Consider the following 23,508-nt stretch of genomic DNA (forward strand, 5'->3'; position numbering starts at 1 on the left):
AAGCGTATCGCTATCTTGGCGTCCCCGGGAGCGGGGACATTTATCGACATTGAGGTTTATTCATGAAAAAAAGCCGTTTTTGCATTGCAGGCCTGATCAGTGCGGCGCTGATCCTTTCCGGATGTACCACCAATCCCTATACCGGTGAGTCTCAGGCTGGGAAGTCCGGCATCGGCGCCGGCCTGGGTGCCCTGCTGGGTGCCGGCGTAGGCGTGCTCTCCTCTTCTAAGAGCGATCGTGGCAAGGGCGCACTGATCGGTGCCGCGGCGGGTGCTGCGCTGGGCGGTGGTATCGGTTATTACATGGACGTGCAAGAAGCGAAGCTGCGCGACAAGATGCGTGGTACCGGGGTGAGCGTCACCCGTCAGGGCGATAATATTGTCCTGAATATGCCGAATAACGTTACCTTTGATTCGAATAGCAGCAATCTGAAGCCGGCCGGAGCCAATACGCTGACCGGGGTGGCGATGGTGTTGAAGGAGTACCAGAAAACGGCGGTTAACGTGGTGGGGTATACCGATAGCACCGGGAGCCGCGATCTGAATATGCGCCTGTCACAGCAGCGTGCTGACAGCGTTGCCAGCGCGCTGATCGTTCAGGGTGTGTCCGCAGGGCGCATTCGCACCATCGGCATGGGGCCGGCGAACCCGATTGCAACGAACAGCACCGCCGCGGGTAAAGCACAAAACCGCCGCGTAGAAATTACGCTTAGCCCGCTGTAAGGGGCGAGGCTATGGAGTTGCCCGGTCTGGCCGGGCAGCTCAGGCGCCACCTTTGCGCAGCAGATAGCGGTAGGGTGTCTGCTCGATCTCCTGCGCCAGCAGGGTGTGCTCCATAAAACGGCAGAAGCCGGGAATATCGCGGGTGGTTGCCGGATCATCGGCGATGATCAGCAGGGTTTCGCCCGCCACCATATGGCGTACGGTCTTGCGTACCATCATTACCGGCTCCGGGCAGCGTAGGCCCAGAGCGTCTAGGGTTTTGTCCGGATTGGCGAACAGATCGGTCATGGCGGGTCTCTGAATAACGCCGTTCAGGGCGGTCTCATAAATAAATCATCTAATGCCGCTAGTGTACCCGGCGCGGTGCAGGCTGCAAAGAGCGTTAACGATTGCGTGAAAAATAACCGTTGCATCGTGGCGAGAGCCGGGTATGATCGCCGCCGCCTCCGTTAAGGATGATCGTTTTCTTGGGTTCCCTCACCCCAATAACCAAAAAGGTGACATCGATGTTCAGTTTTACACCGCAGCAGCGGTTTACAGCCCTGTGTTGGCTGTCTCTATTTCATATATTAATTATTACATCAAGTAACTATCTGGTGCAGCTGCCGATCACCGTGTTCGGTTTCCATACCACCTGGGGCGCCTTTACCTTCCCGTTTATCTTTTTGGCGACGGATCTGACCGTGCGTATCTTTGGCGCCCCGCTGGCCCGGCGTATTATTTTGGCGGTGATGGTGCCAGCGCTGCTGATTTCCTACTGTGTCTCCGCCCTTTTTTTTCAGGGGCAGTGGCAGGGCTTTGCCGCGCTGGGCAGCGTCAACCTGATGGTCGCGCGCATTGCCTGCGCCAGCTTTATGGCCTATGTGCTGGGGCAAATACTGGATGTGCATGTGTTTAACCGCCTGCGGCAGACGCAGGCCTGGTGGGTCGCACCGACCGCCTCGACGCTGTTTGGTAACATCAGCGATACGCTGTCGTTTTTCTTTATTGCTTTTTACCGCAGCAGCGACGCGTTTATGGCAACCCACTGGATCGAGATCGCACTGGTGGATTATGCATTCAAATTATTGATTAGCATGGTTTTCTTTTTGCCGATGTACGGTGTCATGCTGAATATGCTGCTGAAGCGGATAGCGTTTCGCCAGCAACAGGTCTCGCCGGCGTAATTCACGCGGGATGAGGGAGACGAAACGGGGTGCGCGCAGGCGTGCCCTGTTGTCGTTTCAGGGTACTGCTGCCGCTAACTGATAACTCATAATCATAAAAACAATATATATCATGTTGATATATAATTTTATTTCTGCGCTATGTTCCTCCACAGGAGAGATCTTTCTGAGGAGAATATTATGTATAGAGCAGCACGGATGTATGACTATCCGCTGTTGATATGCCCTGTCCACTGCGGCGACATATGCCGCCGCCCCTGGCCGATATCCAGACGATGATGGCGCGGGTTGGGGCGGCCAACACGATTTTATCCATAAACTATCGCCAGCCGTTTGTGCTGCGCCAGTGGAATGGATCGCGCCGACGCTATCCTGGCGACGTTTGGCGTTTCCGGCCATGCGTTGATGGATGTTCCGCGACTGTTTTAATCCGCAGGGTCGCATCCCCTTTGTGCTGCCTAACCGGGCGCAGGCGGCCGTCTACCCTGTGTCCGGCGCGCTGGGTATTTTCCCTGACTCCGCCTTTTCGGGGTTTTACGCTATGCTCTCCTTTTATCTTCCGACAGAAGGTACACGATGACATCGGTCACGCAGTAGCCGGCCATCCTTGCGCTGTATCGGATCATTCCGGAGTTTGCCCTGTGCCATTCGCCAGCGGATATACAGCGGCGTCTTGCCGGTCGTCAGGCCTGTCTCTGGATCGCTCGCTGCGGAGGTTGCGACGTGGGGTTTAAGGGTGGGCTATGTGTTGGATGAACAGACCTTCTACAGCTGGCTGGCGGCGTTTACCCGGCTGGCGGCGGAAATGAATCGCTCAAATTTTATTGCATGCGCAGCAGATGTGGGCATTAAATCAAGGGCATCGGCGTATTGAGGTAAAATACCGTAACAGCTTTTCCCGATACTTGTGATGTTGATAAATAATGGCTATCACCTTGTTCCGGTGCAGCTTCAGGACGAGGTTGTCGATTACCGTCTGCATCTGGTCAGGGATCTGCGTTTAGATGCGGCGTAACATACGGTTACTTGCTTTTTGTTCCGCGATCGGGTGCGATGTGGAATGAGACCTTCGGACAACATAAGGAATTTCCATGGGTAATTTAGTGAAGTTGATCGGCGTCGGGCTGTTGGTTACCGGCCTGGCCGCCTGCGATGGCAGCTCCACCGCAGAGACCAACGCACCGGTGCAGGGGGCGAATGCAACCCAGCCCAGCGTGCCGGAGGGTGCCAAAGTCAGCCTGTTGGACGGTAAGATAGGCTTTACGCTGCCTGCGGGACTGAGCGATCAGACCAGCAAGCTGGGCTCACAGACTAACAATATGTCTGTATATGCCAATAAGACCGGGCAACAGGCGGTGATCGTCATCCTGGCGCCGATGCCGCAGGATAACCTGAATGCCCTGTCGACCCGCCTGATTGACCAGCAGAAATCACGTGATGCCAGCCTGCAGCTGCTCTCATCTGAGAGCGTGAAGCTGGGCGGAAAGGAGGTTGAGAAGGTCGTGAGTATGCAGCAGGCGAACGGTCACGCCATCTACTCCAGCATTATCCTGGCCCAGGTCGGCGATCAGCTAATGACCATGCAGATCTCCCTGCCGGGCGATAATCGTCAGGAGGCGGCCAATATCGCCAACGGCGTGCTCGATACCCTCTCCTTTGCCCGATAAGCGTAAGCGGAGGCTGACATGCTATCAGTCCTCCGCCGCGATCGGTGACGCCTCTGCGACAAGCTGTCCGCTGACCATGCGTTGATGCAGCGTGTGTCCATGTGCGTCCTGCGCCTGCAGCGTCGCCTCGACGCCTTGGCGGAACGGCGTGTCGGCCTGTAGCGGCGCGCGTAGCGTCAGCTGCAGAGTAATGTCGCCCTGCAGTGTTGACAGCGCGGGCCAGCCCCAGGTATCCAGTTGACCGACCGGTACGCCGCGCCCGTGGAGTGCCAGCGTTAATCGGCTATCGATCTGGTTCAGGGTCGCGCTGGCCTCCAGTAATCCCTTCTGTGAAATTGCGCTGAGATCGCTGACGCGGACGGTGCCGTTGTCCGCCTGCAGCGTTGCCGACGGGCGGCGCAGATCCACCTTGTTAAAGGTGGCCTCGCTGGCATTGAACTGCATCTGTCCCTGCCAGAACCCCCAGCGGCGTTGGCGAGCGAGGGTGACATGGCTACCGAAGCCATTCAGCGCCGTCATTTGAAATGGAAAGTCGGGGTTAATATCGACCAACAGGGTGCGGCTGAGAGAGAAACGTTGCAGCGTGATCTCCTGCAGCCAGGTGGGCAGAGGGTGTAACCATAGCGTACGCCATGCGTTGGGCAGCGTATACTCCAGGCCGATGACGGCCAAATCGTTGAGGGTAAGATGGCCGTTGTCACGCTGCCAGTCGCCATGGGTGCGGATCAGCGCATTGCTCCAGCGGGTGTTGAACTGGCGCAGCGTGACCCCCTGCGGCGTGAGGTCGGCGCTGAGCAGGGGATCGCTCAGATGCATCGCACCAAGCACGATATCTGTCGCGTTGAGGGTCAACGATCCCTTCTGGCTACGCCAATGACCATTAGCCAGAGAGACATTGCGCAGGGTTGCATCCAGCCCGCCCAGCGCCCACCCCTTGCCCTCAAGGTTGGCACCCAGCAGATCGAGCCGGACGAGCGTTAACGGTGGCAGGATCTGCAGCGCGTGTAGAAACGGTTGCAGCGCCTGTGAGCTTTGCCAGTGGATCTGGCTCAGACGCAGGTTGTCGATACGCCATGTGCCATCGGTCTGGCGCAGTGCCTGCGCCGTCATTTGCCCGTTGGCCACATCGGCGCCCAGGTTATTCAGCCACAGCTGGCGATCCCGATATTCCCCCTGTACCAGTACGTTTTTGGCCGGAATATCGCCGATGCTCAGCGCCGTGGCGCTGAACTGAAAATCGGCCTTGGCGCTGCCGGGGCGCAGGGGAACGATGCCGCCGTCTACGTCGGAGGCCTGCAGGGGCCAGTCAGCGTGGGGCCAGAGGATCTGCATATCGTGCAGGCGCAGGGCGGCGGCGCTGATGGGCAGCGGCGGTATACCGTCCTGCGTCAGTGTCAGTTTACCCCCGCTGAGGCCAATCGCGCTAAAGTGGCGCGGCGCGCTAAGCTGTTGCCAGCCGAAAGTCAGACGCAGCGTTGCTGACTGGAGCAGTGGGGGCTGACCGGCACGGGCCAGGCTGAATCCGTTAACCTGTACCACCGTCGGCTGACGCAGGGTATGCTGCAGCGCGCTAAGCGTGATGCGGTAGTTGGTATGCTGGTTAACCCAGTCGCTTATCTGGCGGGCCCCCCAGCGGCTCTGCCCGATAAAATAGACCGCCGCCAGCGCCAGCAGGAGCAGTACGCAGAGTGTCAGCAGCAGTTTCCCGATAACTTTCATGGTGATTTGTCCTTTCCTGGCTCCGGGGCGGCATACGCGGCAGTGTCTTAGAAGGGGGGTCGATACCTCTCAAAGGGCGGGATCTATCCGGCCCCGTTCGCCGGGTACAGCCTAGTTTATGCCGTAATTATGATCGAGGCTCAAGGGAAAGCGTCGCGAAAGGTGAAAGCGGGCCTATTATCAGGCCCGCGTAGCGGGGATCAGCGGTGAGTCTCGTGCGGGAAGAATCAGATTCAGTACGATAGCGGTGATCCCCCCTGCTGCAATGCCAGAGGAGAGCAGGGTTTTCAGCCATTGAGGGGCAAACTGCAGTATTTCTGGCTGCTGTGATACGCCCAGTCCTACGGCCAGCGACAGCGCCATGATCATGATGGCACGGCGGTTAAGCGGCTCACGCGAGACGATACGCACCCCGGAGGCGGCGATGGTGCCGAACATCACGATGGTGGCACCGCCGAGTACCGGCTCGGGAATGTGCTGGACAAACCCGGCCACGGCCGGAAACAGGCCGAGCAGGAGCAGCATCAGCGCGACCACGAAGCCGACCTTGCGGCTGGCGACACCGGTCAGCTGGATCACGCCGTTATTCTGTCCGAAGCAGGAGTTGGGGAAGGTATTGAAGATCGCCGACAGCATGGAGTTGAGGCCGTTGGCCAATACGCCGCCCTTCAGGCGCTTCATGTACAGTGGCCCGGAGACCGGCTGCTCTGAGACATCCGAGGTCGCGGTGATATCCCCGATGGTCTCCAGCGAGGTCACCATAAACACCAGCATCAGCGGTATCAGCAGATTCCAGTCGAGTCCCAGACCGTAGTACAGCGGGGTCGGTATCGTGACCAGCGGCGCCGTATTCGGCTGCGCGGCGGACTCCGGCAGCATACCCATCAGCCAGGCCAGTCCATATCCGGCGGCCATCGCGATCACCAGAGAGGCGACGCGCAGGTAGGGATTGCGCTGGCGATTGAGCAGGATGATCACCAGCAGCACCGCCCCGGCCAGCAGCAGATTCTGCGGCGCGCCGAAGCTGTGATCGTGCATTGCGCTATAGCCGCCACCGATGGAGATCAGGCCGACCTGGATCAGAGACAGACCGATGATCATCACAACGATGCCGGAGACCAGCGGAGTGATGATGCAGCGCGCCAGATGTAGGAAGCGTGACAGGATAATTTCGGTGCAGGAGGCCAGCATCAGGGTGCCAAACAGCGTTGCCATCATGGTAGGAATATCGACGCCGCCGTTCTTTAGCGTCATGCCGCCCATAATCAGCGGCGTGACAAAGTTAAAGCTGGTGCCCTGAATCGACAGCAGACCGGAGCCAACAGGTCCCCAGGTTTTGATCTGGAGCAGGGAGGCCAGCCCAGAGGCGAACAGCGACATGCTGATGATGTGCTGGGTATCCTGCACCGGCAGGCCAAGCGCCTGGCAAATCAACAGGGCCGGGGTGATGACGGCGACGAACATCGCCAACAGATGTTGGCAGGCGGCAAACAGGGTCTGCGCCAGCGGCGGGCAGTCATCCAGACGATAGATCAGTTCACTGCTGGTCGCCGGTTGGGCTATCGGATCAGGGTCAGTCGTTTGAGTGGTCATGAGTGCGGCATCCGGGATCAACGATGGGCGCATTTTAATGATCCACACCGCAAAAGCAAACGTTTGCTCTGAGTTCGTAACCACTTTTTTGGGGGTTTTATTCCGCGGAGTTTTTTCGATAAAAGCTTGCCGCATCACGACCTTTGTCATTAAATTGTCAGGTTGCTGAGCTGCGAAAAAACGGTGAAAATATATAAATTACTGAAATATAAAAACTATATGGAGTACCTGAATGTATCATTTGGATATTTATGGCACGTTGGTTTCCGCGACGCTGGTGCTGTTGTTGGGGCGCCAGATGGTGCAAAAAATACCTCTGTTGACCAAATACACTATTCCTGAACCCGTAGCCGGCGGACTATTGGTTGCCCTGGCCCTGCTAATCCTGAAAAAAAGCATCGGTTTTGAAGTCGACTTCGACATGTCGCTGAAGGATCCGCTGATGCTGGCTTTCTTTGCCACCATTGGTCTGAATGCCAACCTGGCCAGCTTGCGCGCTGGGGGCAAGGCACTGAGTATTTTCCTGTTTGTGGTGGTTGGACTGCTGATCGTGCAGAACGCCATCGGGATCAGCATGGCGAAGCTGATGGGGCTGGATCCATTAATGGGGCTGCTGGCCGGTTCGATTACGCTGTCTGGCGGCCACGGCACCGGCGCCGCCTGGAGCAAGCTGTTTATTGAGCGCTACGGTTTTCAGAATGCGACCGAAGTGGCGATGGCCTGTGCGACCTTCGGGTTGGTGCTGGGCGGCCTGATCGGCGGCCCGGTCGCGCGCTACCTGGTTAAGCACTCTTCGACGCCGGACGGCACGCCGGATGACAATGCGGTGCCCAGCGCCTTTGAGAAGCCACAGAGCGGGCGCATGATCACCTCGCTGGTGCTGATTGAAACCCTGGCGCTGATCGTTATCTGCCTGACGGTCGGCCAGCTGATCGCCGGGTGGCTGAGAGGCTCGGCGCTGGAGCTGCCGACCTTTGTCTGCGTGCTGTTCGTCGGGGTTATCTTAAGCAATACCCTGTCAAAAATCGGCTTTTATCAGGTGTTCGAACGCGCCGTCTCGGTATTGGGCAACGTCAGCCTGTCGCTGTTCCTGGCGATGGCGCTGATGAGTCTGAAGCTGTGGGAGCTGGCCTCGCTGGCGCTGCCGATGCTGACGATCCTGGCGGTGCAGACGCTGGTGATGGCGCTGTACGCCATTTTTGTCACCTACCGGGTGATGGGAAAGAACTACGATGCGGCGGTGCTGGCGGCGGGGCACTGTGGCTTTGGACTGGGTGCTACGCCGACGGCCATCGCCAACATGCAGGCCATCACCGAGCGCTTTGGCCCTTCCCATCTGGCGTTCTTGGTGGTGCCGATGGTGGGCGCCTTCTTTATCGATATTGCCAACGCCATCATTATTAAGCTGTATTTAATGCTACCGCTGTTTGCACCGGCGATCGGTTAAGGCGGATCGGCGTAGCTCAGGCATTGGAGTAACGGCTGCCGGCGGGCAGCCAGCGTTCGATCAGGGCGCGTGCATGCTGTGGATAGGCGCTGTGCAGATGGCGAGCGATACGCTGGACTTCAGGTATCAGCGCCTGATCGCGCAGCAGATCGGCGACGCGGAATTCGGCGTTACCGGTCTGGCGGGTGCCCAACATCTCGCCGGGGCCGCGGATCTCCAGATCGCGCTGGGCAATAACAAAACCATCATTGCTGTCGCGCAGCACCTGCAGTCGCCGCTGTGCCGTCTGGCTCAGCGGTGACTTGTACAGCAGAACGCAGTGGGAGGCGATCGCCCCACGCCCGACGCGTCCACGCAGCTGGTGCAGCTGCGCCAGTCCCAGCCGCTCGGGGTTTTCAATGATCATCAGACTGGCGTTGGGGACATCGACGCCGACCTCGATCACCGTGGTGGCCACCAGCAGATCGACCTCCCCCGCCTTGAACTGTGCCATTACCCGCTGTTTATCCGTCGCCTTCATCCGACCATGCACCAACGCAATACGTAGCTCTGGAAGTTGCTGAATAAGGGTCTCTGCCGTGACTTCGGCTGCCTGAGCCTCCAGGAGATCGGACTCTTCAATCAGTGTACAGACCCAGTAGGCCTGGCGCTTCTCCTCCAGACAGGCGTGCCGTACCCGATCCAGGATCTGCTGGCGCCGGGTATCGGCGATGGCCACAGTGGTGACCGGGGTTCGTCCCGGCGGCAGCTCATCGATGACCGAGGTATCCAGATCGGCATAGGCGGTCATCGCCAGAGTGCGCGGGATCGGGGTGGCGGTCATGATCAGCTGGTGCGGGTGGAATCCCTGCGCCTCCCCCTTCTCCCATAGCGCCAGCCGTTGATGAACCCCAAAGCGGTGCTGCTCGTCGATAATAACCAGGGCCAGGTCGGCGAACTGCACCTGCTCCTGAAACAGGGCATGAGTCCCGACCACCATATCCACCTCACCGGCGGCAATGGCCGCCATTTGTGTCTGGCGCGCCTTACCCTTCTGTTTCCCGGCCAGCCAGCCAACGCTTAGCCCCAGCGGGGCGAACCACTGACGGAAGTTGGTGGCATGCTGTTCAGCCAGCAATTCGGTAGGCGCCATCAGTGCCACCTGGTGCCCATGGGCGATGGCGCGCAGCGCCGCCAGAGCGGCGACCAGGGTTTTACCGCAGCCGACGTCGCCTTGCACCAGGCGCATCATCGGCACACTTTTGGCCATGTCCTTCTCAATATCGTCCAATACCCGACGCTGGGCGGTCGTCGGGGTAAAGGGCAGCGCTGCGAGGAAACGGTGTTTGAGATGGTCATCGGTTGCCAAGGCCAGCGCGCGATGGCGCTGATTGTCGGCGCGTACCGCCAGCATGCTGAGGTGATGCGCCAGGAGCTCCTCCAGAATCAGGCGCCGCTGGGCGGGGTGACGCCCCTGCGCCAGATCCTCCTGATGGATGTCCGGCGGTGGGCGGTGCAGGGTATGTAATGCCTCTGGTAGGCTGATCAATCCCTGGCCCAGAGATTCGGGCAGCAGCTCTGGGATCGGGGTAATATCGAGCAGCGCCAGCGCCTGATCGCTCAGCTTGCGCAGTGTGGCCTGGCGTACGCCTTCGGTGGTCGGATAGACCGGCGTCAGCGCCTCCTGCAGCGCCGGTGCGGCATCGTCCCCCTGTATGCGGTATTCGGGATGGATTATCTCTGCGCCGTGGTGTCCGCGCTTGATCTCGCCGTAGGCCAGCACCCGCTTACCCGGCGCGAGGCTATTCTTCATGGCGGCGCTGAAGTTGAAGAAGCGCAGGGTCAGCAGGCCGGAGCCATCGCTGATTTGGCTGGTCAGCATGCGACGGCGCCCAAAGGCGACGTCGGTACGCAGGACCTCCCCCTCCACTGTCACCGTGATCCCGGGCTGCAGCTCACCGATGCGGTACAGGCGGGTACGATCTTCGTAGCGCAGCGGCAGATGCAGCAGCAGATCCTGTATGGTGACCAGCCCGAGCTTGGCCAGCTTTCCCGCCTGGCTGGCGCCGACGCCAGAGAGCGACGTCAGCGGAACGGCATCGAGCAGGCGGCCTTGCATATCAGCTCCGGGCGGCCTGCATGGCGTCCCACCATGCCTGGGGAGCATCGATCTGCCCATCGTTGGCGATGTGGGGACGCGCCAGGCCCTTGCGGCGGGCGACGCTGGCCAAGACCGGATAGCCGCCTTCCCACAGCAGGCGCTGCTGCTGCTCTTCGTTCAGGGAGGGCTGGCTGCGACCATACATGCCGGCCTGCTGGCGCTGGCGCTGTGCCTCATACAGGATCAGCGCGCTGGCGACGGAGACATTGAGCGACTGCACCATGCCGACCATCGGAATGATGATATCGCGGTCGGCCAGCTGCAGCGCTTCGGCGCTGATGCCGCGTTTCTCCTGTCCCATCAGGATACAGGTCGGGCGGGTATAGTCTATCTCGCGAAAATCAACGGCGGTTGCCGAGAGGTTGGTGGCCAGAATCTGCATGCCCTGACCTTTCAGCTCACCGACGGCGGCGGCGATATCACGGTGGGTCTTAACGCTGACCCAGCTGTTGCTGCCAGCGGCGGTAGAGACCAGGGTACGCATGCTTTTGCCCGGCCAGACAGCGTGGACCTGGTGCACGCCGACGGCGTCTGCGGTGCGGATCACGGCGGAGACGTTATGCGGTTTGTGAACCTGTTCCATGCAGACCGTCAGATCCGGCTGGCGTGCCGCCATCATCTGACAGATCCGCGCATAGCGTTGTGGGGTCATGGCGGTTAGTTTCTGTTTCGGGTGACTTTAATGACATCCGGCATGATGCGGATTTTTCGCATGATATTGGCCAGATGCACGCGATCGCGGGTGGTCAGGCGAATATAGACGGAGTAGACACGCCCGTCTTTCTCTTCGGTGTTCATGCTTTGAATATTGGAAGCCGTCGCGTTAATTGCCGCCGTCAGGTTGGCCAACGCCCCCTGATGGTTGAACATATCAACCTTAATTTCGGCAATAAACTCTTGATCGATATCCTTATCCCACTCTACCGGCATGAACTTTTCCGGTTCTTTCTGATAACCGCGGATGTTACGGCAGGACTCATGGTGAATAACCAGGCCTTTGCCGGGGCTGACGTGGGCGATGATCGGATCGCCGGGAATTGGGCGACAGCACTTGGCGAAGGTCAGCAGCACGCCATCGGCGCCCTTAATAGGCAGCTTCCGCCCGCCCGGCGGGGTATCCTGTTCACCCAGCAGATTGCGCGCCACCACGACGCTCATCGCATTGCCCAGCCCGATCTCCGCCAGGAGATCGTCCAGCGACTGCAGCTTCATGCGCTCCAGCTCACGCTGGATATTTGGCGCAGGAATACTGGCCAGCTTGCGGCCGTTACCCAGCGCATGGTTCAACAGGCGGCGTCCCAGGCTGACGGAGTCATCGCGCTTGAGGTTCTTCAACATCTGGCGGATCTTGGCCCGCGCCTTAGAGCTGACCACAAAATTCAGCCAGGCGGCGTTGGGTCTGGCGCCCGGCGCGGTGATCACTTCGATGGTTTGGCCGCTGCTCAGAGCCTGAGACAACGGATAGGGCTGGCGATCGACGCGGGCACCGACGCAGGCGTGGCCGATATCGGTATGCACCGCATAGGCGAAATCGACCGGTGTGGCACCGGCCGGCAGCTCGACGATGCGCCCTTCGGGGGTAAAAACGTAGATTTCGTCGGGGAACAGATCCGACTTCACGCTTTCGATAAATTCAAAGGAGTTCCCGGCGCTCTGCTGCAGCTCCAGCAGGCTCTGCATCCAGCGCTGGGCACGGATCTGGGCGGTGGTGCTCGACTCGCCCTCTTTATACGCCCAGTGGGCGGCGACTCCCATCTCGGCCATCTGATCCATATCTTCGGTTCGGATCTGTACCTCGACCGGCACGCCGTGCGGCCCGATGAGAGAGGTGTGCAGCGACTGATAGCCGTTGGCCTTGGGAATGGCGATGTAATCCTTCACCCGCCCGGGACGCGGTTTGTACAGACTGTGTGCCTGGCCGAGTACCCGGTAGCAGGTATCCACATCCTTGACGATCACGCGAAAGGCGTAGATATCCATGATGGAGTGGAAGCGCTGCTCTTTGAGGTGCATCTTGCGGTAGATGGAATAGAGGTGTTTTTCGCGGCCGTTGACCTGACAGGCCATACCGGCCTCGCTCAGGCGCCCGTCGATCTCCGCCAGGATTTTTTGGATCATCTCCTTGCGGTTGCCGCGCGCCGCCTTCACCACCTCTTTGATCACCCGGTAACGGTTGGGATACAGGGCCTCAAAGCCCAGCTCCTCCAGCTCGGTTTTCAGGTGATGGATACCCAGGCGGTGAGCCAGCGGGCTGTAGATTTCCAGCGTTTCCCGCGCAATGCGGCGACGTTTGTCGGGACGCAGCGAACCCAGGGTACGCATGTTATGGGTGCGATCGGCCAGCTTGATCAGAATGACGCGGATGTCCTGCACCATCGCCATGATCATCTTGCGGAAGTTTTCCGCCTGAGCCTCTTTTTTATCGCGGAATTTCAGCTTGTCGAGCTTGGATACCCCCTCCACCAGCTCGGCGACGCTCTTGCCGAACAGCTGTTCCATATCCTGGTAGGTCGCGGGGGTATCTTCGATAACGTCGTGTAACAGGGCGGCCATCAGCGTCTCATAGTCGAGACGCATTTCGGCCAGAATGCAGGCCACCGCGACCGGGTGGGTGATATAGGGCTCACCGCTGGAGCGTGTTTGTCCCTCGTGCGCATCGCGCGCGACCAGATAGGCCTGCTTCAGGCGTTTGATCTGCTCTTCCGGCAGGTATTTTTGAATCAGTAGATTCAGACTTTCAAACAGATACAAAGGCTGCCCTTGAGGTTAATTAACGACGACCTTCCGCAATGGCGGTTACCGCCTGCAGCTCGGCAGCTTCCTGCTCCTGCTGCTCCTGACGCTCACGTACGTCAAGGATCTGGTTGTTGATCAGACCCTCTTCGATTTCACGCAGGGCGAGAACCGTGGTCTTATCGTTCTCTTCCGGAACCAGCGGCTCTTTGCCGCCCGTCTGCATCTGGCGCGCGCGACGGGCTGCGACCAACACCAGGTCAAAACGGTTACCAATTTTCTCTACAGCGTCTTGAACAGTTACGCGTGCCATAAAAGTGCTACTCCACAGGTGAAGAAATGACTGGGCATGATACTGAAACAGGGCTCAGTCTGCCAATAATTTGCTGATTAAAGCATCATGACGCAGCTGCTGACGCTCGCGGCGCAGGCGTTCGGCGCGGATGATGGTGCGCAGATCCTGGAGCGCGACGTCGAAGTCGTCGTTGATGATAAGGTAGTCGTACTCGCTATAGTGCGATATTTCGCTGACCGCCTTGGCCATACGCCCGGCGATGACGTCATCGCTGTCCTGGCCACGGCCGTGCAGACGGCGCGCCAGCTCCTCGCGCGACGGCGGCAGAATGAAGATGCTGCGGGCCTGCGGCATTTTGCTGCGTACCTGGCGGGCGCCCTGCCAGTCGATATCGAGGAAAACATCGATCCCCTGCGCCAGAACCTTTTCGATCGCCTGACGCGAGGTGCCATAGTAGTTGCCAAAGACTTCGGCGTGCTCCAGGAAATCATCGCGGGCGATCATCGCCTTGAACTCGTCCACAGAGACAAAGTAGTAATGCTCACCGTGCTGTTCGCCCGGACGGCTGGCGCGCGTGGTGTGCGAGACGGAAACCCGGGAATCGTAGGTCGGCTGCGTTTTCAGCAGAGTCTGGATCAGGCTGGATTTACCAGCGCCGCTCGGCGCGGAAACGATATAGAGCGTACCTTGTACCATGTGTATGTCTTATCAGCGTGTAAAAGAGCGAAATATAGCAATATATTCGCTCATTATACACGGCTACGCTGCCGGTTGCAGCGCTCTCGTTGCGCCGACGCAGATTTCACGCCGCTCGGGCTATTCGCGCTCCGGCTGTTTATAGTCGAAGACCGGTAGGCTCAGATGGAAGCGCAGTGCCAGCAGACGGGCGGTGAAGCCCGCCACCAGGGTGATGATCACCGTGAGATCCTGCGGTACCTGCAGGTATAGCAGCCCCAGGTAAAGCCAGGCGGCGGCGAATGAGATCCCGGCGTACAGCTCTTTCTGGAACACCAGCGGGATCTGATTGCAGAACAGATCGCGCAGTACCCCGCCGAACACCCCGGTGATCACGGCGGCGACCACCGCAATGATCGGGCCGTGCCCCATTTCCAGTGCCACCTGGGCGCCGATAATCGAAAACACCATCAGACCGACGGCATCCAGCAGCAGGAACAGGCGGCGCAGATGCGACATCAGCGGCGCCAGCCAGGTGGTCAGCACCGCAGCACAGGCGACGATCATAATGTTTTCCGGGTGTTTGACCCAGCTCAGCGGGTAGTGCCCCAGCAGCATATCGCGTACCGAGCCGCCACCGATGGCGGTGGCTGAAGCGATGATGATCACCCCGAAGGTGTCCATTTGGCGACGTCCCGCCGCCAGCGCGCCGGTCATCGCCTCCGCGGTAATACCGACAATATAGAGAATGCTCAGTAACATATATGGGTATGCTCGTCCGTAAAGCCAGGGAAGGGATCGAAAAGGGGCAGGATAGTCAGCCAGGGCAGGCTGTGCGACTGAGTTTTTCTAAGGTATGCTGTTTCGAATTACTTTTAATAATGTATATATTCATTATATGCGGTATTTTATTCTATTTTTTGATAATAATGGATTAGTTTTTTTTGTGCATTTCTCTGAGTGAAACCCATTTCAGTGATACAGAAAATAGACTGTGGGTGGGATGCAGAATGGTGGGTAGAAGCAGAATAAAAGCAATAATCCCTTCGCGTGTAAAGGCGCTGACGTGAATGGTATGTGCGGCTCCCCTCAGGGAATGGGATTCTGGCCGTCCCTTTGCAGGGGTGTTATTTTTGTATTTAGTGATTATGAGGAGGCTTATTCATCGCTAAACTCGGTATCCGCCAGCAGGATTCGCTTGTCACTGGTTTGATTAATGGCGTGATTAACGGCTTGATTGTACACGGGCAGTTCAAGGGTGTTACAGCGCTTCCCTGTCGGTCAATGCCATTTCGTATGGACAGACGCCGGTCTGGGGAGAGGCGGTGTCACTGACTTTCGGCCTTGGGATTATTCTGTCGCTGATTACCGCAAAACGGTTTGTCAGACATGTGCACAAGGCATTTCCAGCGATGCAAAACCGCTTTAATCCATCATTCTGCGTATGATGCGATAACGCAATGTACCGCGCCGTTCGGCTAGTCTGTGGCGTTGGCGGTGATCTGGAACAAATACATGGGGCGCTGGTGATATCCAGTTTTTGGCTGTATTTCTGGTGGGAGGGTTGCGTTTTGCATCACCCTTTTCATGGAATACCGTACCAAACAGAATCTGATTATTAAAAAAGTCAGTTTGTTGGATTGAGATCGCCGCCAAAATATTTTCAGGGGCAGGTATACCACTCATCGGCGCGGATCCCTCTCTGTTGCCTTCACTATGCCGGGTGTAACCATCCCGCATCATGCTACCATTCACTTTCAGCGATCTTCCGGCGAACTGACCATAACTTGAAGAAGATAGCTATGCGTAAAGCCCGTTTTACTAAGTATCGGATTACCGCTGTACTGAAATCGGTAGCGGCTGGCAGAACGGTGAAAGATGTCTACCGTGGAGCCGGTATATATGAGGTTTGTGACGATGGCTGGAAAATAAAATACGGCGCTATGGAGGCCTGCGATATTAAGACGAACAAAAAATTAGAGGACGGTAACCGCCGATTGAAACTAATGTTCTCCAACCTAATTCTTGAGAGTGGTACACTGCAGGATGTGTATTAAAAAATACTTAATCGATTGAGCGTTTTAATCTGATATATCGGTCGGAAAATTTTTGTTTTTATCTATTGGGAATGTCAAGTGTGGTGCGTGAAATAATAGACAAATGGTTGGGATAATGTAACCGTAAATCTCCGCATAAATCGCTTAACAACCTGAGCACAAAAAACACCTGATGACAAATATAAACAGCGGAACCTCAAGGCGCGCATGGAAAAAACCAGGTGTCTTTGCCGGTTTTTTTGCTCTTGTATAAATATATTTTATGTATTATAAATACGTCCTTATTCTTCCATGCCAGTTTAAGGAATGGCTGCGCTGAGATGTCTGGGGCCATATGGCTTTTACCGGGGTCATCCTTATCAAGCATGCTCCTTATTGATAGGTCGAAAATGAGGTCGTGACTGCAGGTCTTTGTAGGCGAAAGTAATGACAAAACAAAAAATATTGATTATTGAATCACGCAGCGCTCTGGATATTTATGATGAACGATGCGAGGGAAATACGCTCAGGCAGGTTTTGGAATTACAAGGGGTAGCGGCAAAGTGTACTGAAGTGATTAATAAAGGAATGCTGCTCAAAGCATTAAAGATAGCGCAACGAGAACACATAAAATATGTACACATTAGTGCGCATGGATCAAGTGATGGCTTTACGTTAACGGATGGTGATTCCATTTCATGGAAGGATTTTGATAAAATAGCATGGCCTATATTAAAAGGGAAGTGCATTTGTTTTTCCAGTTGTTCTGTCGGTAGGGGGGCGGAGCAATTGTTCGATTTCCATAAATCTTTTTGTAACGCAATCGTCGGCCCTATCAGGGACATAACGTGGGGAGAGGGACTTGTTGCATATTCGGCATTTTATCATCGCGCACAATCTTACGAAAAATCATCTTTTCAGGATGTTCGGGTAATGAATAATATTGTTGGTGCAGGGACCTTTAGATTTATAGCATCACCTTATATATCATCAACCTATACAATTGATGGATCTCTAAAGCAGGGTTGTTAAATTAATAAGACAGGGATGTCTGCTGATAAATCTAACACATAAAAATATTTATTATTTAAATAATGGTGGGGCTGCTCAGAAAAAACAGACAACACCATGAAGAGTATTTATTCGTTAGTGATAAACAGGGGGGTGTGGAATCTTGTAAAATGTGTCGCCATGGAATGAATTCTGTTATTTCCAACCAACGCTCATCCAGTTACCGTTATCCAGATAACGGTCGATCCGGAATCGTCGTGCTGTTTTTCGCGCCGGAATCTTGGCCGTTGCATTCAGCGCAACATGAAGACTACATACGCCAGGCGTATCTTTGGCCCGAAGGCCACGCCCTCAAGCGCTGTACCCCATGTTGCTTTATGAGTATGAAATCAATAAAACCCGGCTGATTTTATGAGAGAATTTTAAAAAATATTGTCCCCAGACCGGAAGAGTGCTCATGGCCGAGATCAACAAAGCGACCCTCACCGAAGCCGACATCATCTCCAAATACCTGCTGCCTGCCATCAAGGCGGCGGGGTGGGATGACCTGACCCAGATCCGCCAGGAAGTGAAGCTGCGGGATGGCAAAGTGGTAGTGCGCGGCCAGATGGCGGCACGCAAAAAGGTGAAATCGGCCGATATCGTGCTCTACCACAAGATGGGCTTGCCACTGGCGGTGATCGAGGCCAAAGCCAACAAGCATGAGATTGGCAAGGGAATGCAACAGGGGCTCGATTATGCCCGCCTGCTGGATGTGCCGTTCGTATTTTCCAGCAACGGCGATGGCTTCGTTTTTCATGACAAGACCAATCCGGCCACGCTGGAGTCCGAGATTGCGCTGGAGGATTTCCCCAGCCCGGGCCAGCTCTGGGACAAGCTCTGTACCTAGAAGGGCTATACCCAGGCCCAGTTACCCGTTATCAGCCAGGACTACTACTCCGATGGCAGCGGCAAATCCCCCCGCTACTACCAGCTGCAGGCCATCAACAAGAGCGTAGAAGCCATATCGCAAGGTGAGGATCGGGTATTGCTGGTAATGGCCACCGGCACCGGCAAGACCTACACCGCGTTTCAGATCATCTGGCGTTTGTGGAAGGCGGGCGCCAAAAAACGCATCCTGTTTCTGGCCGATCGCAACATTTTGGTAGATCAGGCCAAGATCAATGACTTTCAGCCCTTTGGCCCGGCCATGACCAAGGTCAGTGGACGCACTATCGATCCTGCCTACGAGATCCATCTTGCTCTCTATCAGGCGCTCACCGGGCCGGAAGAGTCACAGAAAGCCTTTAAGCAGGTCTCACCCGACTTCTTCGACCTGATTGTGGTGGACGAGTGCCACCGGGGCAGCGCCGCCGAAGACAGCGCCTGGCGCGAGATCCTCGAATACTTCTCATCGGCCACCCAGATTGGTCTCACCGCCACGCCCAAAGAGACCGAAACTGTCTCCAGCACCGATTACTTCGGTGACCCGGTTTATACCTACTCCCTGAAAGAGGGGATCGAAGATGGTTTTCTTGCCCCCTACAAGGTGGTACGGGTTGATATCGACGTCGATCTGCAGGGGTGGCGCCCTACCAAAGGGCAGCGGGACAAACAGGGCAACCTGATTGAAGATCGTATCTATAACCAGAAGGATTTCGACCACACTCTGGTGATCGACGAGCGTACCCAGCTGGTGGCCGAGACCATCACCAACTACCTCAGGAAAACCGACCCGATGGCCAAGACCATCGTCTTCTGCAACGACATCGATCATGCCGACCGCATGCGACGGGCGCTGGTCAACCTCAACCCGGAACAGATGGCCAAGGACGAACGCTATGTGATGAAAATCACCGGCGATGACGATCTTGGCAAGGCCCAGCTCGACAACTTCATCAACCCGAAAAAGCCCTATCCGGTGATTGCCACCACCTCCGAGCTGATGACCACCGGCGTCGATGCCAAGACCTGCAAGCTGGTGGTGCTGGACCAAAACATCCAGTCCATGACCAAGTTCAAGCAGATCATCGGCCGTGGCACCCGCATCGACGACAAATACGGCAAGCTCTGGTTTACCATTCTCGACTTCAAGAAGGCCACCGAGCTGTTTGCCGATCCCCGTTTCGACGGTGAGCCGGAGCGCGTCATGGTGGTCACACCGGCAGACATCAACAACCCGGATGATGGTCTGGGCGATATCATCGATGGCGCCGATCCACTGCCTGCCGATGAATCCGGCGACCATGGCGATCCGTTTGCCCCCGGAGTCGATGAACAACCCGGCAGCTACACAACCGTGAATGGCGCGGGGGGGCAGGGCACAGGCCCGCTGGGTGGCCCCGAGCCCGGGGTCAGCAGGTATTATGTCAACGGCGTGGCGGTCAGCGTCATCGCCGAGCGGGTGCAGTATTACGATGCCGATGGCAAGCTGGTGACCGAATCCTTCAAGGACTACACCAAGAAGACCCTGCTCAAAGAGTTTGCCACCCTCGATGCCTTCACCAAACGCTGGCAAGGGGCCGAGCGCAAGCAAGCTATCATGGATGAATTGGCTCAGGCGGGCGTGCTGTGGGAGGTGTTGGAGCAGGAAGTGGGTAAGGAGCTCGACCCGTTCGACCTTATCTGCCATGTGGTATACGATCAGCCACCGCTGACCCGCCGCGAGCGGGCCAACAACGTCAAAAAGCGCAACTATTTCACCAAGTACAACGACACCGCCCAGCAGGTGCTTACCAGCCTGCTCGACAAATATGCCGATCAGGGGGTGACCGAGATTGAGACCAAGGATGCGCTAAAAGTCGCCCCCTTTACCGAGTTGGGGCGCCCGCTGGAGTTGGCCAAGAAGGGTTTTGGTGGCCCCAAACAGTTCGAGCAGGCCATCACCGAACTGGAGCAAGAAATTTACCGTGAGCAGCAGAGCGCCTGACGACCTGACTGCTTCTGAACTACCATGCGGCCATTCCAATGATGGTCGCTTGTTTGATCGATCTTCCTGACGCATTCGCCCCTGTATTCGTCACCATTTTTGTAAAAAGCAGAGAACCCCATGTCATCCATCAGCTCAGTTATCAAATCCATTCAGGACATCATGCGTAAGGACGCCGGTATCGACGGTGATGCCCAGCGCCTCGGCCAGCTATCCTGGCTGCTGTTTTTGAAAGTGTTCGACGCCCAGGAAGAGGAGCTGGAGTTTGAACAGGATAACTACCGCTGCCCCATCCCCGAGCGCTTCCTGTGGCGTAACTGGGCGGCCGACAGCGAAGGGCTGACCGGCGATGCCCTGCTCGATTTCGTCAACAACGATCTGTTCGACAGCCTGAAAAACCAGCCAGCCAATATCGATCTCAACCCCCGTGGTTATGTGGTGAAAGAGGCGTTCAGCGATGCCTTTAACTATATGAAAAACGGCACCCTGCTCAAGCAGGTGATCAACAAGCTCAACGAGATCGACTTTACCGACAGCAGCGAGCGTCATCTATTCGGTGATATCTACGAGCAGATCCTGCGCGACCTGCAAAGCGCCGGTAACGCGGGCGAGTTCTACACCCCCCGCGCCGTCACCCGCTTTATGGTCAACCGCATCGACCCCAAGCTTGGCGAGCGGGTCATGGACCCGGCCTGCGGCACCGGTGGCTTTCTCGCCTGCGCCTTCGACCATGTCAAAGAGCACTATGTCGAGACCGCTGCTGACCACCAGACCCTGCAGCAGCAGATCCTGGGGGTTGAGAAGAAGCAGCTGCCGCACCTCCTTTGCACTACCAATATGCTGCTGCACGGTATCGAGGTGCCGGTGCAAATTCGCCATGGCAACACCCTCGACAAACCGCTGTCGAGCTGGGACAGTGATATCGATGTGATCCTCACCAACCCGCCCTTTGGTGGAACCGAAGAGGATGGTATCGAGCAGAACTTCCCTGCCGATCTGCGCACCCGTGAAACCGCCGACCTGTTCCTGCAACTGATTATCGAGGCCCTGAAAAAGGGCGGTCGTGCCGCTGTGGTGCTGCCCGATGGCACCCTGTTTGGGGAAGGCGTTAAAACCAAGATCAAGCAACTGCTCACCAGCGAGTGTAACCTGCACACCATCGTGCGGCTGCCCAACGGCGTGTTTGCCCCCTATACCGGCATCAAGACCAATATCCTGTTCTTTACCAAGGGCCAGCCCACCCAGGATGTCTGGTTCTACCAGCACCCCTATCCGGCTGGGGTGAAGAGCTACAGCAAAACCAAGCCGATGAAGTTCGAGGAGTTTGAGGCCGAGATCGCCTGGTGGGGCGATGAGGCGGACGGCTTTGCTGCCCGGGTAGAGAACGAGCAAGCGTGGAAGGTCAGCATCGAGACCATTATCGAGCGTAACTTTAACCTCGATATCAAAAACCCCCATGTGGGCGAGCAGATAAGCCATGACCCCGATGAGCTGCTGGCGCGCTATGCCACAGAACAGGCCGAGATCCAGATCCTGCGTGACCAACTTAAAACCATTCTCGGTGATGCCTTAGGCAAGGGCACGGCCAAGCAGGAGGGACAGGCATAATGGCGATCGAGAATCTGATTACCGACCATCTGGATCTCTGGACTGCGGCGGTGCGCCCCAAAAGCAGTGCGGGGCGCGGCGCGAGCAGCAAGCTAGAACTCACCGGCATCAAAAAACTGCGTGAGCTGATTTTGGAGCTGGCCGTGCGCGGCAAACTGGTGTCACAAGACCCCTGCGATGAACCTGCTTCTGTGCTGCTGGAGCGGATTGCTGCCGAAAAGGCGCGGTTGGTGAAAGAGGGTAAGCTTAAAAAGCCCAAGGCCTTGCCGGAAATTAGCGAGGAAGAGCAGCCTTTTGATCTACCAGAGGGGTGGGCGTGGGGAAGTATTGGATATATTACTGAGTTTGTTAATGGCTACGCATTTAAAAGTTCTGACTTTGCATCTGAGGGGGTTGGAATTGTAAAAATCGGCGATATTCAAGATGGTGAGATAGTAGTCGATAACATGTCGCGAGTATCACAGCATGTAGTTGATGGGCTGAATGAGAATCTTCAGGTGAAATCTGGGGATATGCTAATCGCTATGTCTGGAGCGACAACTGGAAAGTTAGGTTTCAATAAAACTGATGAGATATTTTATCTCAATCAACGAGTCGGCAAGTTCATAACATACTTGGTGGATAAAGAATTCCTTTACTATCCATTAGCGACAAAGATTGCTGAAAATCTTGCCAAAGCCATGGGAAGTGCGATTCCAAATATAAGTACCAAGCAAATAAATGAAATTACTATCGCTCTGCCACCGTTAGCTGAGCAACACCGCATCGTTGCCAAAGTGGATGAGTTAATGGCTCTTTGCGACCAGTTGGAGCAGTGCAGCGAGTCGCAGCTGGCGGCCCATCAGACGCTGGTGGAGGCCCTGCTCGCCACGCTGACTGACTCCAGCGATACCGAAGAGCTGGCGCAAAACTGGGCGCGGTTAAACACTCACTTTGATACCCTCTTTACCACCGAGGCCAGCATCGACGCTTTGAAACAGACCATCCTGCAACTGGCAGTGATGGGCAAGCTGGTACAGCAAGACCCGAGCGATGAACCTGCCTCAGCCCTGCTGGCGCGCATCGCCGCCGAAAAAGCGCAGCTGATCAAAGAGAAGAAAATCAAAAAAGAAAAACCGCTACCTGCGATTAGCGAGGATGAAAAACCATTTTCCTTACCCAAAGGTTGGGATTTCGCATACATGCAAGATTTATGTTATCTGATAACGGATGGAACACATCAAACACCTAAATATACAGATGATGGTAGGCCGTTTATTTCTGCTCAGTGTGTAAAACCATTCAGATTTATGCCGGAGTTTTGTCGTTACGTATCCGAAGAACACTACCAGTTATATATAAAAAATCGGAGGCCAGAATTTGGTGACATCTTATTATCTCGTGTCGGTGCAGGCATTGGAGAAGCAGCTGTTATTGATTCTTGTTTAGAATTTGCAATATACGTAAGTACCGGATTACTTAAACCCAATAGGGGTGCAGTTTATTCCAAGTACCTAGAACTCTGGCTTAACTCACCTATCGGTAGAGGTTTTTCAGAGAGAAATACTTTGGGAAAAGGTGTTTCACAAGGGAATCTTAATCTTTCTTTGATAAGAAGTTTTATTGTTAGCCTGCCACCAAAGAAAGAACAAAAACTCATAGTCGCTAAAGTCGGTGAGATGATAACCCTCTGCGACCAACTAAAATCTTGCCTGCAAACCAGCCAGCAGACCCAACTTGCCCTGGCCGAGTCGCTGGTGGAAGGAGCGATTGCCTGAATGTTGGCAGGGCGTCCGCAATGGCGCCCGA

General features: G+C 56.2%; 18 protein-coding genes and 2 pseudogenes. 10 read left to right on the forward strand and 10 right to left on the reverse strand.

What is annotated here, in order from left to right; translation table 11 throughout:
* Positions 1-62 precede the first annotated feature (62 nt).
* Positions 63-722 (forward strand): OmpA family lipoprotein, encoded by a 660-nt coding sequence (locus EIEH_RS00870; RefSeq protein ID WP_015869505.1) that lies wholly within the window; start codon positions 63-65, stop codon positions 720-722.
* Positions 723-761: 39 nt separating this feature from the next.
* Here the strand turns inward: EIEH_RS00870 and tusA are convergent, their stop codons facing one another.
* Complete coding sequence (gene tusA, locus EIEH_RS00875) at positions 762-1,010, reverse strand: sulfurtransferase TusA (protein ID WP_015869506.1); 249 nt, start codon at positions 1,008-1,010, stop codon at positions 762-764.
* 218 nt (positions 1,011-1,228) lie between these two features.
* On the opposite strand from tusA, the gene EIEH_RS00880 reads away from it, so the two are divergent.
* The 3 genes from EIEH_RS00880 to EIEH_RS00885 all read left to right on the forward strand — a co-directional run bounded on the left by EIEH_RS00880 (position 1,229) and on the right by EIEH_RS00885 (position 3,555).
* Positions 1,229-1,888, forward strand: coding sequence for a 7-cyano-7-deazaguanine/7-aminomethyl-7-deazaguanine transporter (locus EIEH_RS00880; protein WP_015869507.1), 660 nt, complete (start codon positions 1,229-1,231; stop codon positions 1,886-1,888).
* 745 nt (positions 1,889-2,633) lie between these two features.
* Positions 2,634-2,762 carry a hypothetical protein gene (locus tag EIEH_RS19910; protein WP_256594363.1) on the forward strand — a complete coding sequence of 43 codons (129 nt, stop codon included), beginning with the start codon at positions 2,634-2,636 and terminating at the stop codon, positions 2,760-2,762.
* A 217-nt stretch (positions 2,763-2,979) separates the two neighbouring features.
* Entirely contained in the window at positions 2,980-3,555 is a 576-nt protein-coding gene (locus EIEH_RS00885; protein WP_015869510.1) for a DcrB family lipoprotein, read from the forward strand.
* A gap of 24 nt (positions 3,556-3,579) precedes the next feature.
* Here the strand turns inward: EIEH_RS00885 and EIEH_RS00890 are convergent, their stop codons facing one another.
* A complete protein-coding gene (locus EIEH_RS00890) occupies positions 3,580-5,274 on the reverse strand; it encodes an AsmA family protein (protein WP_015869511.1) in 1,695 nt (564 codons plus the stop codon).
* Between the two features lie 180 nt (positions 5,275-5,454).
* Positions 5,455-6,867 (reverse strand): nucleobase:cation symporter-2 family protein, encoded by a 1,413-nt coding sequence (locus EIEH_RS00895; protein WP_050977370.1) that lies wholly within the window; start codon positions 6,865-6,867, stop codon positions 5,455-5,457.
* 232 nt (positions 6,868-7,099) lie between these two features.
* Between EIEH_RS00895 and gltS the strand changes: the two genes are divergently transcribed.
* Positions 7,100-8,314: a sodium/glutamate symporter gene (gltS, locus tag EIEH_RS00900; protein ID WP_015869513.1), complete on the forward strand. Its 1,215-nt coding sequence runs from the start codon at positions 7,100-7,102 to the stop codon at positions 8,312-8,314.
* Positions 8,315-8,330: 16 nt separating this feature from the next.
* Here gltS and recG read toward each other — a convergent pair whose 3' ends face one another.
* The 7 genes from recG to EIEH_RS19230 all read right to left on the reverse strand — a co-directional run bounded on the left by recG (position 8,331) and on the right by EIEH_RS19230 (position 15,843).
* Positions 8,331-10,412 (reverse strand): ATP-dependent DNA helicase RecG, encoded by a 2,082-nt coding sequence (gene recG / locus EIEH_RS00905; RefSeq protein WP_015869514.1) that lies wholly within the window; start codon positions 10,410-10,412, stop codon positions 8,331-8,333.
* A gap of 1 nt (position 10,413) precedes the next feature.
* Positions 10,414-11,106, reverse strand: a complete 693-nt coding sequence (gene trmH / locus EIEH_RS00910; RefSeq protein ID WP_015869515.1) for a tRNA (guanosine(18)-2'-O)-methyltransferase TrmH — start codon at positions 11,104-11,106, stop codon at positions 10,414-10,416.
* 5 nt (positions 11,107-11,111) lie between these two features.
* Positions 11,112-13,205 carry a bifunctional GTP diphosphokinase/guanosine-3',5'-bis pyrophosphate 3'-pyrophosphohydrolase gene (spoT, locus tag EIEH_RS00915; RefSeq protein ID WP_015869516.1) on the reverse strand — a complete coding sequence of 698 codons (2,094 nt, stop codon included), beginning with the start codon at positions 13,203-13,205 and terminating at the stop codon, positions 11,112-11,114.
* A gap of 19 nt (positions 13,206-13,224) precedes the next feature.
* Positions 13,225-13,500: a DNA-directed RNA polymerase subunit omega gene (rpoZ, locus tag EIEH_RS00920; RefSeq protein ID WP_015869517.1), complete on the reverse strand. Its 276-nt coding sequence runs from the start codon at positions 13,498-13,500 to the stop codon at positions 13,225-13,227.
* A gap of 54 nt (positions 13,501-13,554) precedes the next feature.
* Positions 13,555-14,178 carry a guanylate kinase gene (gene gmk / locus EIEH_RS00925; protein ID WP_015869518.1) on the reverse strand — a complete coding sequence of 208 codons (624 nt, stop codon included), beginning with the start codon at positions 14,176-14,178 and terminating at the stop codon, positions 13,555-13,557.
* 120 nt (positions 14,179-14,298) lie between these two features.
* Positions 14,299-14,919: a trimeric intracellular cation channel family protein gene (locus EIEH_RS00930; RefSeq protein WP_015869519.1), complete on the reverse strand. Its 621-nt coding sequence runs from the start codon at positions 14,917-14,919 to the stop codon at positions 14,299-14,301.
* A 663-nt stretch (positions 14,920-15,582) separates the two neighbouring features.
* Positions 15,583-15,843: a hypothetical protein gene (locus tag EIEH_RS19230; protein ID WP_015869522.1), complete on the reverse strand. Its 261-nt coding sequence runs from the start codon at positions 15,841-15,843 to the stop codon at positions 15,583-15,585.
* A 116-nt stretch (positions 15,844-15,959) separates the two neighbouring features.
* On the opposite strand from EIEH_RS19230, the pseudogene EIEH_RS00935 reads away from it, so the two are divergent.
* The 5 genes and pseudogenes from EIEH_RS00935 to EIEH_RS00950 form a co-directional block, all read left to right on the forward strand.
* Positions 15,960-16,208, forward strand: a pseudogene (locus EIEH_RS00935) (transposase); the annotation flags it as partial.
* 432 nt (positions 16,209-16,640) lie between these two features.
* A complete protein-coding gene (locus tag EIEH_RS17060) occupies positions 16,641-17,225 on the forward strand; it encodes a hypothetical protein (RefSeq protein WP_015869525.1) in 585 nt (194 codons plus the stop codon).
* Positions 17,226-17,661: 436 nt separating this feature from the next.
* A pseudogene (hsdR, locus tag EIEH_RS00940) lies at positions 17,662-20,112 on the forward strand (EcoAI/FtnUII family type I restriction enzme subunit R).
* A gap of 120 nt (positions 20,113-20,232) precedes the next feature.
* Positions 20,233-21,720 (forward strand): N-6 DNA methylase, encoded by a 1,488-nt coding sequence (locus EIEH_RS00945; RefSeq protein WP_015869528.1) that lies wholly within the window; start codon positions 20,233-20,235, stop codon positions 21,718-21,720.
* Entirely contained in the window at positions 21,720-23,477 is a 1,758-nt protein-coding gene (locus EIEH_RS00950; RefSeq protein ID WP_015869529.1) for a restriction endonuclease subunit S, read from the forward strand. Before EIEH_RS00945 ends, EIEH_RS00950 begins: the two co-directional genes overlap by 1 nt.
* The last annotated feature ends 31 nt before the right edge of the window (positions 23,478-23,508 follow it).

Origin of the sequence: Edwardsiella ictaluri ATCC 33202 (genome assembly GCF_000264785.1) — a bacterium.
GTDB classification, from domain to species: domain Bacteria; phylum Pseudomonadota; class Gammaproteobacteria; order Enterobacterales; family Enterobacteriaceae; genus Edwardsiella; species Edwardsiella ictaluri.

Coding starts and splice junctions, on each gene's coding strand:
- EIEH_RS00885 (WP_015869510.1), top strand. CDS start 2,980: ATGGGTAATTTAGTGAAGTTGATCGGCGTCGGGCTGTTGGTTACCGGC.
- EIEH_RS00890 (WP_015869511.1), bottom strand. CDS start 5,274: ATGAAAGTTATCGGGAAACTGCTGCTGACACTCTGCGTACTGCTCCTG.
- EIEH_RS19230 (WP_015869522.1), bottom strand. CDS start 15,843: ATGAGTGGTATACCTGCCCCTGAAAATATTTTGGCGGCGATCTCAATC.
- EIEH_RS00945 (WP_015869528.1), top strand. CDS start 20,233: ATGTCATCCATCAGCTCAGTTATCAAATCCATTCAGGACATCATGCGT.
- gmk (WP_015869518.1), bottom strand. CDS start 14,178: ATGGTACAAGGTACGCTCTATATCGTTTCCGCGCCGAGCGGCGCTGGT.
- EIEH_RS00895 (WP_050977370.1), bottom strand. CDS start 6,867: ATGACCACTCAAACGACTGACCCTGATCCGATAGCCCAACCGGCGACC.
- trmH (WP_015869515.1), bottom strand. CDS start 11,106: ATGACCCCACAACGCTATGCGCGGATCTGTCAGATGATGGCGGCACGC.
- EIEH_RS00880 (WP_015869507.1), top strand. CDS start 1,229: ATGTTCAGTTTTACACCGCAGCAGCGGTTTACAGCCCTGTGTTGGCTG.
- EIEH_RS17060 (WP_015869525.1), top strand. CDS start 16,641: ATGACAAAACAAAAAATATTGATTATTGAATCACGCAGCGCTCTGGAT.
- EIEH_RS00930 (WP_015869519.1), bottom strand. CDS start 14,919: ATGTTACTGAGCATTCTCTATATTGTCGGTATTACCGCGGAGGCGATG.
- gltS (WP_015869513.1), top strand. CDS start 7,100: ATGTATCATTTGGATATTTATGGCACGTTGGTTTCCGCGACGCTGGTG.
- tusA (WP_015869506.1), bottom strand. CDS start 1,010: ATGACCGATCTGTTCGCCAATCCGGACAAAACCCTAGACGCTCTGGGC.
- EIEH_RS00870 (WP_015869505.1), top strand. CDS start 63: ATGAAAAAAAGCCGTTTTTGCATTGCAGGCCTGATCAGTGCGGCGCTG.
- rpoZ (WP_015869517.1), bottom strand. CDS start 13,500: ATGGCACGCGTAACTGTTCAAGACGCTGTAGAGAAAATTGGTAACCGT.
- EIEH_RS00950 (WP_015869529.1), top strand. CDS start 21,720: ATGGCGATCGAGAATCTGATTACCGACCATCTGGATCTCTGGACTGCG.
- recG (WP_015869514.1), bottom strand. CDS start 10,412: ATGCAAGGCCGCCTGCTCGATGCCGTTCCGCTGACGTCGCTCTCTGGC.